This is a genomic window from Flavobacterium rakeshii (genome assembly GCF_009741375.1).
Lineage (GTDB): Bacteria > Bacteroidota > Bacteroidia > Flavobacteriales > Flavobacteriaceae > Flavobacterium > Flavobacterium rakeshii.
In genome coordinates this window covers 105,943-119,599 of the sequence record NZ_WOWP01000045.1, presented here as the reverse complement: position 1 = coordinate 119,599, position 13,657 = coordinate 105,943, and the positions used below count along the sequence as shown (strand labels likewise).

The window sequence follows — 13,657 nt, the reverse complement described above, 5'->3', positions numbered from 1 at the left end:
AGAAGAATCTCTATTAGTTTAACGGTACACCTGCACCATAGGAGTTTTTTATTTCCGACATTACAAACATACTGTGGGTGCTGCCTATGCTTTTTACCGATCCCAGTTTATTGAATACAAAGTCCTGATAGTGCTTCATGTCTCTCACAATTACTTTTAGGAGAAAGTCATAATCGCCCGATATGTTATAACATTCAATAACTTCTTCAATATTCATTATATCCTCCACAAATTTATGACCTATACTACGATCGTGCTGTTTCAGTTTTATATTGGTAAAAACAGCAAATCCCTGATTTAGTTTTTCGGCATCCAGTATGGCGATATATTTTTTGATATAACCGTTTTTCTCCAGTTTTTTTACCCTTTCAAAAACAGGAGACGGAGATAGGTTTACCATCTGTGCAAGCTCTTTTGTGGTGTAACTGGAGTTTTCATGTAGTATTTTAAGCAGCTTTAAGTCGGTCTCATCAAGTAGTTCCATAGAATTATATTCTGTTTGAGGTTAAAAATTAAGGTTTATACAGCAAATATAGTTGTTTATATCTTTTATATAGGTTTATTTTCTTAATTAATACTCTTGTTTAAGTTTATTATTTTGTAAAAGTATATTTGTAAAGAATTTAAATCTTTAAAAATAGTATTCAGATATGCTTATAACCAACCTTGGCTATCCGAGAATAGGAAGCAACCGCGAATTGAAAAAAGCAAGTGAGAATTATTGGGCACAAAAAATAACTTTAGATGATTTACTGGAAGCGGGTAAACAAATAAGAATTCAAAACCTGAAACTACAGCAGGAAGCCGGGATAGATATTATTCCGTGTAATGATTTTTCGTTTTACGATCAGGTATTGGATTTATCGTTAACCCTTGGGGCAATACCAAACAGGTATAAGGAATCAGGACTTACTAATTCCTTAGATATTTATTTTGCTATGGCACGCGGGTATCAAAAAGACGGGAAGGACATTACCGCAATGGAAATGACAAAATGGTTTGATACCAACTACCATTATATAGTACCGGAGTTTTATAAAGATCAGGAGTTTAGTTTCTATTCTAAAAAAATAATTGAAGAGTTTATTGAAGCTAAGGAGTTGGGGATACAGCCTAAACCGGTACTTATTGCTCCTGTTTCTTATTTGCTTTTAGGTAAGGAGAAAGAGGAAGGCTTTAACAGGTTGGAACTTTTAGACAGGCTTATACCTGTTTATATCGAAATAATAAAGGAATTAGTAGCTAATGGTGCCGAATGGGTACAACTGGATGAGCCCTTCCTGGTACTGGATATTAACGAAGAGGAAAAGCAGGCTATAAAATATACTTACGACCAGCTTAGTGAGGCATGTCCTGAACTTAAAATAGTGGTGGCAACCTACTTTGAAGGACTCAATAAAAACACAGATTTAGCGATATCACTTCCGGTAAATGTGCTTCATTTGGATTTGGTTCGTAATCCGGAACAACTGGACCCTGTACTGCTGGCTATTCCCGAAACATTGAGTTTATCATTGGGAGTTATAGATGGTCGTAATATCTGGAAAAATAATTACCTGCAATCATTACAAACCATTTACAAAGCGGTAAAGAAAATAGGTAAGGAGAGGATACTTATAGCTCCGTCTTGTTCGTTACTGCATGTACCGTGTGATCTTGATGCCGAAACCAACGAGGAAGTACTGACTCCCGAAATTAAACAATGGTTGGCTTTTGCCAAACAAAAACTGGATGAGGTTGTGATTATAAAACAACTTGCCAACAGTGAGAATATTACACAGGCAGCTAAAAAGCTTGAGGATAATATTGAGATTAATAAAAGGCGTAAAGATTCTACGCTTATCCATAATCAGGAAGTAAAGCAAAGGGTTTTAAATATTGAAGATGCTGATAGCCAAAGGCAAAGCGCATTTGAGATTCGTAAAGCACTACAGGTAAAGGAACTTAACCTGCCATTATTCCCAACGACGACTATTGGTTCGTTCCCTCAAACTACCGAGGTGCGCTCTTGGAGAGCAAAATATAAAAGGGGAGATCTAACCAAAAAACAATATGAGGAACTGTTAAGAAAAGAAACCGAAGAAACCATCCGCTTTCAGGAGGAGACCGGTATTGATGTGCTGGTACATGGTGAATTTGAACGTAACGATATGGTGGAGTACTTTGGAGAACAGCTTTCAGGTTTTGTATTTACCAAAAACGGATGGGTACAGAGTTATGGTAGCCGATGTGTAAAACCTCCGGTTATTTATGGTGATGTGAGCAGGCCACAGGCCATGACGGTGTGCTGGACAAAATACGCTCAGTCATTAACCGAAAAGAAAGTAAAAGGCATGCTAACAGGACCGGTTACTATACTACAATGGTCTTTTGTGAGAGACGATCAGCCACGTTATGAAACCTGTACGCAAATAGCCCTTGCTATTCGTGATGAGGTTTGCGATTTGGAAAAAGAAGGTATTAAAATCATCCAGATAGATGAACCGGCAATTCGTGAAGGGCTGCCTTTGCGTAAGGAGAATTGGGCTGAATACCTTAACTGGGCAATAAAAGCATTTAAAATATCGTCTTGTGGAGTAGCCGATAGTACCCAGATACATACCCATATGTGCTATTCTGAATTTAATGATATTATTGAAGATATAGCCGATATGGATGCCGATGTGATTACTATAGAATGTTCGCGTTCACAAATGGAATTACTGGATGCCTTTGCCGAATTTAATTACCCTAATGATATAGGGCCCGGAGTGTATGATATACATTCACCAAGGGTACCGTCTAAAAAAGAAATGGTAAGCCTGCTGGAAAAGGCAGCTACCGTATTGCCGGCAGAGCAGCTATGGGTTAACCCTGATTGCGGATTAAAAACACGCCATTGGGAAGAAACAAGGGCTGCACTGGTAAATATGGTAAGTGCGGCAAACCAGTTGCGAAAAGAAGTTATAGAAGTTGTTTAGATTGTTTTTAATAAAAATCCCCACAGCACTTAATTGTATTGTGGGGATTTTTTGCTTTTTCGTTGTTTATGAAAAGCGTTAGTTTTTCAGTAATTTATAAGTAAAGGATTTATTATCTACAAGCATTTTTACAATATATATACCTGTTTGAAGGTTAGATATATCAATGCGGTTAACGTTTTGGTTTTGCTGTACCTTAACCCCGTTAATGGAATAAATAGAAATATCTTCAATCTCTTTGCCGGTAGTATTATCTATATTAAGGATACCTGAAGCAGGATTAGGGTATAACCTTACATCATTTTTAAACGTATTTTCATTAACACTTAGCCCCTCGTTGAAATCAAGATAGTCAGGAATATTATTGTTATTTGAGTCATCATCAGTAGGGTCTCCGTTCTGGTTTATGTCTTCATCTATAGTGAGTATACCATCACCATCATCATCATTGTCCAGATAGTTAGGGATTCCGTTGTCATCAGTGTCATCATCTGTCAAATCATTGTTATTGTTTAAATCTTCATTGGGTGTAAATATACCATCACCATCATCATCAATATCCAGATAATTAGGTACGCCATTATTGTCAGTATCGTCATCATCAGGATTACCGTTCAGGTTCAAATCTTCATCTATAGTAAGTATACTGTCGCCATCATCATCATTGTCTAAATAATTAGGTATGCCGTCGTTGTCAGTATCATCATCTGCTACATTATCATTATTATTTACATCTTCATTAACTGTAAGTATATTATCACCGTCGTCATCGTTATCAACATGGTTAGGAATCCCATCATTATCAGTATCATCATCTGCAGGATTACCATTCAGGTTCAAATCTTCATCAACTGTTAGTACTCCGTCACCATCATCATCAGTATCCAAATAATTAAGAATCCCATCATTGTCGTTATCATCGTCTAACGGGCTTCCGTTTTGATTAAAATCTTCCAGTGCAGTAGGTACACCATCTCCATCATCATCGTTGTCTAAATAATCAGGTACACCATCTGTATCGCTATCAATATAAGCATTGTTAGTTTCGTCAAAAACAGATTCAAAGGAAGTAAGGATTATATCATTATCATCGTCACTGTCTAAAAAATCAGGGATGCCGTCACTATCAGTATCATCGTTAGCTAAATTTCCGTCACCATTCAAATCCTCATCAATGGTTGCAACGTTATCATTGTCAAATTGCTCGTTACAGTCTGCCATATTTAGTACCACAGGTATTATATCATCATTGTATCGTGCATATATAGTTGTTGCTTCAAAAGGAGTTATGTTAGTGTAATAGGTTTCTGTAAATGCGTTAGTTTGATTTATGGCATCTGTTTGAGTTGAGTAAAAAACGGTGTTAGGGTTAAGGTCGTTTACCATTAACGTAAAATCAAATGTTTCTATACCATCAGCATCAGTATCACATTTTATATATGTATATACATTTGTTATGTTTTGTGGTGTAAATCGCCAGCCTTCTCCATGTCCTTCTTCAACTTGCCATTGCCATGAATTTCGACCCGGTGCTGCATAACCATCTAATCCGGTATCATTAATAATTCCTACATTAGCACGACCACCATTCCAACTTACACATAGATCTTTTCGTAAAATTTGTACGTCGATAATGTTTAATGTTTCATACAAAATGACTTGAAAACTACTACGTTTTTCAAAACAGTTAGTTGAAAAATGAGGGTGATTATCAAAAATTAATACAAACTTTCTATAGGGTGCATTACCCGTAATATCATAAGTAATAGAACCTTCATTACTGCTATTATCCATATCATGAAAACATGCCAGTATAGAGTTTTTAACAGAAAAACTTGCTGATGGTATACCATAAGATGTATCGTAAGAAGAGCCGGTAGTTGCGAGTTCGGTTCTAAAATCAATATAACCGTTATTACTTACAATAAACTGATTGTATTCTTCTCCAAAAAAGGTGAAATTGAAAGGAATTGTTATAATGTCAGAATACCTGTCATCTATAGGAAGATCAATGATTGTAGAAGCACTGTAGGTTTGATGTGCTATTGACTGTACAGTATAAGTATCCTGTGCATGGGCTTTAGGAATAATACCTAAAGTAAACATTGAAACAGATAATAAAAGTGTTTTTAAATAATTTTTTCTCATGGTAAGTGTGGTTTGGATGCTAAAGTAAGAAATTATTTATAAGGTTTGTTTTTTATATAAAATATCTTATTAATCAACTCTTAAGAATAATTAATTGAGCGGGGGAAAAATTATTTATTACTTTTACCCCAATGCAACACACTAAGAACATAGTAACAAAGGTTCTGTCGGTATATCTTCTTATACTGATGTTCATACCGTGTAGTGATGAGCATGCAAGCCTATACAATAATCAGAGCACTGAGATTACTCAGGCTAGCGATGATTATCATGTAGGTATTGAGGTTTGTACTCCTTTTTGTATTTGCGGGAGCTGTGTTGCAGCTGTAATTATACATCAGATTACAGAATTTTCACTTTTTATCCCTAAGCAGGGTAATAAACATATTTCCAACTTTTACCAGTCACTTAAACACGATTTTTTTGGCTCCATCTGGCAGCCGCCCCAATTAGCATAATGATGTGCCGGTGATGAACCGGCTATAACAGCATGGCCTTATCCCAACCTTTAAGGCTGTTTTATAATCATTATAGTAATAAAGTAAATCGATGTTAGATAAGATTATTCATTTTAGCATCAACAATAAATTTATTGTTGGTCTTTTTACATTAGCATTAATAGTGGTAGGAGTTTTTTCACTTAAAAACCTCTCTATCGATGCCCTGCCTGATATTACTAATAATCAGGTACAAATAATAACCTCTTCGCCCTCACTAGCCACGCAGGATGTAGAGCAGTTTATAACCTATCCTATAGAACTTTCGGTAAAGTCTATTCCTAATATAGTAGAGTTGCGTTCCATAAGTCGTTTTGGGTTAAGTGTTGTAACTGTTGTATTTGAGGAAGATGTGGATTTATACTGGGCACGCGCCCAAATCTCCGAAAGGATACGCGAAGCAGAGGACGTTATTCCTAAAAGCCTTGGTACTCCAAGTATGGCTCCTATAAGTACGGGACTGGGAGAAATTTACCAATATGTGGTATTTCCTGAAAAAGGATATGAAGATAAATATGATGCTACCGAGCTTCGTACCATACAGGACTGGATTATTAAACCACAGTTAACAGGTACGCCTGGTGTAGCCGAAGTAAATACACTGGGAGGCTTTTTAAAGCAATATGAAATTGCTGTGGAGCCCGACAGGCTAAAGAGTATGAATGTTACCCTTTCGGAAATTTTTGCCGCACTGGAATCCAATAACGAAAATACGGGTGGAGCCTATATTGATAAAAAACCTTATGCCTATTTTATTAGGGGTATAGGTATGGTTAGCGGTATAGAAGACATTAAAAAAATAGTTATAAAGAACAAAAACGGTATTCCTATACTGGTGCGAGATGTTGCCGAAGTTAAAATAGGAAGCAGTATCCGCTATGGCGCTGTTACTAAAGACGGTAACGGAGAAGAGGTAAGTGGTATGGTAATGATGCTTAAAGGCGAGAACAGTGGAGAAGTAGTTACCCGTGTGAAGGAAAAGATGGAGCAGATTAAAAAATCACTTCCTGAAGGTGTAGCTATCGAACCGTTTTTAGACAGGGCAAAACTGGTAGATAATGCCATAGGCACCGTGCGTACCAACCTTATTGAAGGGGCATTGATTGTGATTTTTGTACTGGTTTTACTTTTAGGTAACTGGCGTGCAGGACTTGTAGTGGCTTCGGTAATACCATTGTCATTACTATTTGCCATAACCATGATGCGTATTTTCGGGGTAAGTGGTAACCTTATGAGTTTAGGAGCTATTGACTTTGGTATTATAGTAGACGGAGCCGTAATTATAGTAGAGGCTATTATCCACAGGCTCGAAGCCAGGAAAAAAGCAGTGCTTACCGCAGATGAGATGAATGCAGAGGTGTATGAGGCGTCTTCAAAAATAAGAAGTAGTGCCGCTTTTGGAGAAATCATAATACTTATTGTATACCTGCCTATACTTGCCCTTGTAGGTACCGAAGGGAAAATGTTCGGGCCAATGGCACAAACGGTGTCGTTTGCCATATTAGGAGCATTTTTACTATCGTTAACCTATGTGCCTATGATGAGTTCACTGGTGCTTAAAAAAGTAACGGGGCACACTCCAAACTTTAGTGATAAAATTATAAATGCTATATACGGTTTTTACCGTCCGGTTTTAGATAAGACATTGAAAATAAAAGGAATTATAATAGGTGCAGCAGTTGTCCTGTTTGCAGTTACACTGTTTATTTTCAATTCTCTTGGAGGGGAGTTTATCCCCACGCTGGACGAAGGCGATATAGCTACTCACCTTATAATAGCTTCCGGTAGTTCGTTGTCGCAGGAAGTGGAGGCAACCACTAAAGCTGAGAAACTCCTTAAAGCTAATTTTCCTGAAATTAAAATGATTGTCACCAAAATTGGTAGTGCCGAAATCCCTACCGATCCAATGCCTATTGAAGCAGGGGATATGATGATTATTTTAAAAGACAGGGACGAATGGACATCGGCAGATACCAAAGAGGAACTGATGGAAAAAATGGAAGAGGTTCTTGAAAATATACCGGGAGCCATTACCGAGTTTTCCCAACCAGTTCAAATGCGTATGAACGAACTAATGACAGGGGTTAGAAGCGATGTTGCCATTAAGATATTTGGTGAGGATATCGATATGCTTGTAAGCAAAGGAGAAGATGTAATGCAACTTATACAGGGTGTTGAAGGTGTTACCGATGCCAGAGCCGAAAGAGTTGCAGGACTACCTCAAATAACAGTAAGGTACAACAAAGACAGACTTGCGCTATACGGACTAAACATAGGCGATTTAAACAGAGCTATCCGTATGGGATTTGCAGGAGAAGCTGCAGGTAGGGTATATGAGGGAGAGAAACGTTTTGATCTTGTGGTTCGCCTTTCAGAAGAGAGCAGGCAGGATATAGACAATATCAAATCATTGTATATTCCGTTACCATCAGGAAACCAAATACCTTTAGGTCAGGTAGCCGAAATTAAATATGAGGAAGGGCCAATGCAGATAAGCCGTGAAGACGGCAGGAGACGTATTGTGGTTGGATTTAATGTTCGTGGTGCCGATGTGGAATCTGTAGTAAACCGAATTCAGGAGAAAGTGGAAGCTAACCTAAAACTTCCGGCAGGGTATTATGTTACTTATGGCGGACAGTTTGAAAACCTTGTTGAGGCTAACAAACGTCTTATGGTAGCTGTACCAATAGCATTGGGCTTAATATTTATTTTACTGTATTTCACTTTTAGGTCGGTTAAACAGTCGGTGTTAATATTCACAGCCATACCGCTTTCGGCTATTGGAGGAGTGTTTGCCCTTTGGCTTCGTGATATGCCTTTCAGTATATCGGCAGGTGTTGGGTTTATCGCGCTATTTGGTGTTGCGGTACTAAACGGAATTGTATTGATAGCTTACTTTAACCAGTTAAAAGAACAGGGTATGAATGATATTTATGAACGAATTAAAGAAGGTACTAAAGTAAGGTTACGCCCTGTAATACTTACGGCTTCGGTAGCTTCAATGGGATTCCTTCCTATGGCTTTAAGTACGGGTGCAGGAGCCGAGGTACAAAAACCATTAGCAACCGTAGTTATTGGCGGACTTATAACCGCTACTTTACTTACCCTTATCGTACTGCCAATATTGTATTATTACTTTGAAAAAGGTTTTTCATCAAAATATAAAGGTACGGCTATAATGGTTTTGGTCTTATTGCTTTCAATTACAGGGGCTAATGCACAAACCCAACCAATGGACCTGAATAAGGCTATTGCAATAGGACTGGAAAGCAATAAGGGAATACAGGCTTCGGTACTGGATAGCGAAATGCAGGTACAGCTAAGAGGTACGGCTTACGACTTACCTAAAACTGAAATTACAGGTACATTCGGGCAGGTAAATACCAACGAAAAAGACAAGTATTTTAGCGTATCCCAAACGTTTAGTCCGTTTCAGTATGGTGCCAAGCGTAAACTGCTAAACGAAAATGCCACAGCCGGAGAAATGAGGCTTGGTGTAACAAAACAACAGGTTATATATAATATACGCCAGTCGTGGAATGCCCTGTTGTATTATAACGAACTGAATAAGGTATTACAGGAGCATAATAAATACATGCAGCGTTTTGTAAAAGCATCTGATTTAAAATTCAGGGTAGGTGAAACCGGTTCGCTGGAAAGTACTACCGCACTGGCCAAGCAACAGGAACTGGAGCAACAAATACTGCAATATGAGGCAATGTTTAAAGTAGAGAAATCAAAGCTAAAGGTACTGCTAAACCTTAAAGAAGACTTTACGATAGCCGATACCACCTTCACAGCTTTGGCGGCTTTTAAAGTGACCGATTCGGCACGTATAAAGGATAATGCTAATATCAAACTGGCATTGCAACAGGTAGAAATTGCCAAGGCTAATAAACGTGTGGAGAGTTCAGTATTGTGGCCTGATTTTACAGCGGGTTATTTTATACAGTCTATGAGAGGTGTGCAGGATGTAAACGGTACAGAGGTTAATTATGACGGAGCCCTGAGGTTTCAGGGATTCTCTGTAGGTGTGGGTATTCCTATTTTTGCGGGTAATAATATCTCTAAGATAAAAGCGGCAAAAACCAATGCCGAAATGCAACAAATGCAGGCCGATTACCTGCAGGAACAAATAAGCAGTCAATATACCCAGCAAATGGATCAGTTGGAAACATTCCAGTCGCTTGTAAATTATTACATTACTACGGCGTTGCCTAATGCAGAGGTGATTTCCAATAATTCATCTAAGGCATACCTTAACGGAGATATTTCTTATGTAGAATATGTACAGGGACTGGAAACGGCCCTTAACATCAGGATAAACTACATTAATGCTATTAACAACCACAACAATGCAGTGATTAACCTGCAATACCTATTAAATCAGTAACATAAGATGAAAAAGATACAATTTAATATAGCCCTTTATACTCTTACTGCCGCTTTTTTGTTTACAGGCTGTGGTAAGAAAACAAATGACGAGCACAGTAACGAGGTTCAGACAGAAGAGGCACACAACCATGAAGAGGAAGCAGCAGGAGTTAAGGAGGTAGAACTTAACGAGGCTCAGTTTAAGGCAGCCGACATTGAGTTAGGAACCTATTCCATGAAAAATCTTAGCGAAGTAATAAATGCTAATGGATATACAAAGCTTCCGCCACAAAACCAGGCCGATGTATCGGTACATATGACCGGGATTGTTACCGCAATCAAGGTAATAGAAGGCGAGGAGGTTAAAAAAGGTCAGGTACTGGCGGTGTTGGAGAGTCCGGAATTTGCCCGTTTACAGGAGGCTTATCTTACGGCAAAAAACAATTTGCAGTTCCTTGAGTTGGAATATGAAAGACAAAAGATATTAAGCGAGGAGAATGTAAACTCTAAAAAAGTATTTCAGCGTACCAAGTCGGACTATGAAATCGAAAAAGCAAAATTCAATTCACTTGATAAACAGCTTAGTATGCTTAACCTAAGCAAAAGTTCTGTAAACTCTATTATGGCAATTACAGCACCAATTTCGGGTCACGTTACCGAAATCAATATTACACTTGGGGCTAATGCTGAGGTTGGTAAACCACTGCTTACAATTGTAGATAATTCTCAACTGCACGTGGATCTTTTGGTTTATGAAAAAGACCTGTATAAAGTTAAACCCGGACAAAATGTACGTTTCGTACTAACCAATCAGAGTAACACCGAGATTACAGGTAAGATATTCAACATAGGTAAATCATTTGAAAATGATACCAAGTCGGTTGCAGTTCATGCTGATATTATGAATAAAGAGGAGAAGCTGATTGCGGGTATGTATGTAAATGCACTTATAGATGTTGGAGAAAGGGCTGTACAGGCACTACCTAATGATGCTATTATAAAGGCAGACGGAAGGGAATACATTTTTGTTTTAGAAGAGGAACATCATCATGATGAAAAAGAAGGTCACTCACATGATTACGGACACCATCATGACGATGAAGATACCCATAACCATGATGCTGCCGAAAGGCATTCTCACGATGATGGTCATGACCATGATGAAGAGGGGGAAATGTACCATTTTCAGCGTATAGAGGTGAAAACCGGTACATCTCAGTTGGGGTATACACAGGTTACAGTGCTTCAAAAAATAGGCGACCATGCTAAAATAGTACTTAAAGGAGCTTATTATATTCAAAGCCACCTTATTAAGAGTGAAGGTGGTGGTGGCCATCATCACTAATAACAAAATACTATTAGTCAAAATAAAGCCTCCCGTTTAGGGAGGCTTTATTTTTTTAACAGGGCTAACTGCAGGTTTTAATAAAAAAACTATAGATTTGTAATCTACTTTAGGGGTGTCTGCACTATTGCAGGCTGAGATTTTACCCTCTGAACCTGATACAGTTCATACTGGCGTAGGGAAAAGTAAGATGACTTCTTAATAGTGCCGTTATGCACTTTTTGCAGCCATTCCTAAAGTATATTATTTAACCTAATATACTGTGAGCGAATGGAATTACTCATTAACAATCAAAAAAAACAATTTGCGCAGGAAACGCTTACTATTCAGGCATTGCTTGATATTGAGTCGCCCCAAAAGCAAAAAGGTATTGCTGTTGCCATAAACAATACCGTTATCCCAAAAACCAACTGGGATTCTTTTCTGTTACAACCTTCACATCAAATCTTAATCATTTCTGCCACTCAGGGCGGCTAATTTTTTATACCCAATTCTTAAAACTATCATTATGGAAAACAAAGAGCATCAAATATCAAGAACCCCGTTTCCCAATTCAAAAAAAATATATGTAGACGGGCAAATCCACCCTATAAAAGTAGCCATGAGGGAAATTACCCTTAACGATACCAGAATGGCGAATGGTGGTTTGGAAAAAAATCCTCCGGTTACGGTTTACGATACATCAGGGCCTTATACTGATGAAAATGTTGAGATTGATGTAAGGAAAGGACTGCCCCGAATAAGAGAGCAGTGGATAATGGAAAGGGGAGATGTGGAGGAACTTACCGAAATCTCTTCAAATTATGGTAAAGAACGCCTTAATGATTCAGGTTTGGATCACCTGCGTTTTGAGTACCTGCATAAACCATTAAAAGCAAAACAGGGAACCAATGTTTCTCAGCTGTATTATGCCAAAAAAGGGATAATAACACCAGAGATGGAGTACATTGCCATTAGGGAAAATCAAAAACTTGAAGCTTTTGAAAAGGAAAACAATAATCTGTGCCAGCAGCACCCGGGTAACAGCTTTGGTGCTAATACCCCAAAAAATAAAATAACCCCCGAGTTTGTTCGTAGTGAAGTAGCTGCCGGACGTGCCGTAATTCCAAATAATATAAACCACCCTGAAAGTGAGCCTATGATTATAGGGCGTAACTTTCTTGTAAAAATTAATGCTAATATTGGTAACAGTGCTGTTACATCGAGCATTGAAGAAGAGGTAGAAAAAGCCGTATGGGCCTGCCGTTGGGGAGCTGATACTATAATGGATCTTTCTACCGGAAAGAATATCCATGAAACCAGAGAATGGATTATACGTAATTCTCCGGTACCTATCGGTACGGTGCCTATTTATCAGGCATTAGAGAAAGTAAAAGGAAAAGCTGAAGACCTTACTTGGGAAATTTTCAGGGATACCCTTATCGAGCAGGCAGAACAGGGGGTATCTTACTTTACCATTCATGCCGGGGTGCTTTTACGTTACATTCATTTAACAGCCAGTCGTGTTACAGGTATAGTATCGAGGGGAGGTTCTATTATGGCTAAGTGGTGTTTGTTCCATCACAAGGAAAATTTCCTGTATACCCATTTTGAAGAAATATGTGAGATTATGAAAGCTTATGATGTGGCTTTTTCACTGGGAGACGGATTACGACCGGGATCTATAGCTGATGCTAACGATGCAGCCCAGTTTGCCGAACTGGAAACATTAGGTGAGCTTACCAAAATAGCATGGAAGCACGATGTTCAGGTATTTATAGAAGGACCGGGACACGTACCAATGCACATGATTAAAGAGAATATGGATAAACAACTTGCGCATTGTGGTGAGGCTCCGTTTTACACACTTGGACCATTAACTACCGATATTGCTCCGGGGTATGATCATATTACATCTGCCATTGGTGCTGCCATGATAGGATGGTACGGTACTGCTATGCTGTGTTATGTTACACCAAAAGAACACTTGGGATTGCCTAATAAAAAAGATGTTAAGGACGGTGTAATCACTTATAAAATTGCTGCCCATGCTGCCGATTTGGCAAAAGGACATCCTGGGGCACAGTACAGGGATAATGCCTTGAGTAAGGCTCGTTTTGAATTTAGATGGGAAGATCAGTTCAACTTAGCGCTTGACCCTGATACTGCACGTGAGTTTCACGATGAAACTCTGCCTGCAGATGGTGCTAAGGTGGCACACTTTTGCTCTATGTGCGGACCTAAATTCTGCTCCATGAAAATATCTCAGGAGATAAGAGAAGTAGCCGAAAAAGGGATGAAAGAGAAGTCAGACGAGTTTGTGGAAACAGGCAAGGAAATCTATCTGTAAAACC

At 38.5% G+C, this 13,657-nt stretch carries 8 protein-coding genes and 1 riboswitch; of the genes, 6 read left to right on the top strand and 2 right to left on the bottom strand.

Annotated features, from left to right (window positions below; genetic code table 11):
* Nucleotides 1-13 precede the first annotated feature (13 nt).
* Complete coding sequence (locus GN157_RS11960; protein ID WP_157483624.1) at nucleotides 14-484, bottom strand: Lrp/AsnC family transcriptional regulator; 471 nt, start codon at nucleotides 482-484, stop codon at nucleotides 14-16.
* Between the two features lie 166 nt (nucleotides 485-650).
* Here GN157_RS11960 and metE point away from each other — a divergent pair, with 166 nt between their 5' ends.
* A complete protein-coding gene (metE, locus tag GN157_RS11955) occupies nucleotides 651-2,960 on the top strand; it encodes a 5-methyltetrahydropteroyltriglutamate--homocysteine S-methyltransferase (RefSeq protein WP_157483623.1) in 2,310 nt (769 codons plus the stop codon).
* Between the two features lie 78 nt (nucleotides 2,961-3,038).
* Here the strand turns inward: metE and GN157_RS11950 are convergent, their stop codons facing one another.
* The gene (locus tag GN157_RS11950; protein WP_157483622.1) at nucleotides 3,039-5,108 is read right to left on the bottom strand and encodes a T9SS type A sorting domain-containing protein; all 2,070 of its coding nucleotides are present in this window, start codon (nucleotides 5,106-5,108) and stop codon (nucleotides 3,039-3,041) included.
* A gap of 131 nt (nucleotides 5,109-5,239) precedes the next feature.
* Between GN157_RS11950 and GN157_RS11945 the strand changes: the two genes are divergently transcribed.
* The 5 genes from GN157_RS11945 (at nucleotide 5,240) to thiC (ending at nucleotide 13,653) form a co-directional block, all read left to right on the top strand.
* A complete protein-coding gene (locus GN157_RS11945) occupies nucleotides 5,240-5,566 on the top strand; it encodes a DUF6660 family protein (protein WP_157483621.1) in 327 nt (108 codons plus the stop codon).
* Nucleotides 5,567-5,657: 91 nt separating this feature from the next.
* Nucleotides 5,658-9,998, top strand: a complete 4,341-nt coding sequence (locus tag GN157_RS11940; RefSeq protein ID WP_157483620.1) for a CusA/CzcA family heavy metal efflux RND transporter — start codon at nucleotides 5,658-5,660, stop codon at nucleotides 9,996-9,998.
* Between the two features lie 6 nt (nucleotides 9,999-10,004).
* Nucleotides 10,005-11,324 carry an efflux RND transporter periplasmic adaptor subunit gene (locus GN157_RS11935; RefSeq protein WP_157483619.1) on the top strand — a complete coding sequence of 440 codons (1,320 nt, stop codon included), beginning with the start codon at nucleotides 10,005-10,007 and terminating at the stop codon, nucleotides 11,322-11,324.
* Nucleotides 11,325-11,425: 101 nt separating this feature from the next.
* Nucleotides 11,426-11,523: riboswitch (TPP riboswitch) on the top strand.
* 71 nt (nucleotides 11,524-11,594) lie between these two features.
* The gene (gene thiS, locus GN157_RS11930) at nucleotides 11,595-11,801 is read left to right on the top strand and encodes a sulfur carrier protein ThiS (protein ID WP_157483618.1); all 207 of its coding nucleotides are present in this window, start codon (nucleotides 11,595-11,597) and stop codon (nucleotides 11,799-11,801) included.
* Between the two features lie 31 nt (nucleotides 11,802-11,832).
* Nucleotides 11,833-13,653: a phosphomethylpyrimidine synthase ThiC gene (gene thiC / locus GN157_RS11925; RefSeq protein WP_157483617.1), complete on the top strand. Its 1,821-nt coding sequence runs from the start codon at nucleotides 11,833-11,835 to the stop codon at nucleotides 13,651-13,653.
* The last annotated feature ends 4 nt before the right edge of the window (nucleotides 13,654-13,657 follow it).

Bases quoted from the DNA above. Each gene is read 5' to 3' on its own strand.
- GN157_RS11960 (WP_157483624.1), bottom strand. From the start codon at position 484: ATGGAACTACTTGATGAGACCGACTTAAAGCTGCTTAAAATACTACAT.
- thiS (WP_157483618.1), top strand. From the start codon at position 11,595: ATGGAATTACTCATTAACAATCAAAAAAAACAATTTGCGCAGGAAACG.
- metE (WP_157483623.1), top strand. From the start codon at position 651: ATGCTTATAACCAACCTTGGCTATCCGAGAATAGGAAGCAACCGCGAA.
- thiC (WP_157483617.1), top strand. From the start codon at position 11,833: ATGGAAAACAAAGAGCATCAAATATCAAGAACCCCGTTTCCCAATTCA.
- GN157_RS11935 (WP_157483619.1), top strand. From the start codon at position 10,005: ATGAAAAAGATACAATTTAATATAGCCCTTTATACTCTTACTGCCGCT.
- GN157_RS11940 (WP_157483620.1), top strand. From the start codon at position 5,658: ATGTTAGATAAGATTATTCATTTTAGCATCAACAATAAATTTATTGTT.
- GN157_RS11945 (WP_157483621.1), top strand. From the start codon at position 5,240: ATGCAACACACTAAGAACATAGTAACAAAGGTTCTGTCGGTATATCTT.
- GN157_RS11950 (WP_157483622.1), bottom strand. From the start codon at position 5,108: ATGAGAAAAAATTATTTAAAAACACTTTTATTATCTGTTTCAATGTTT.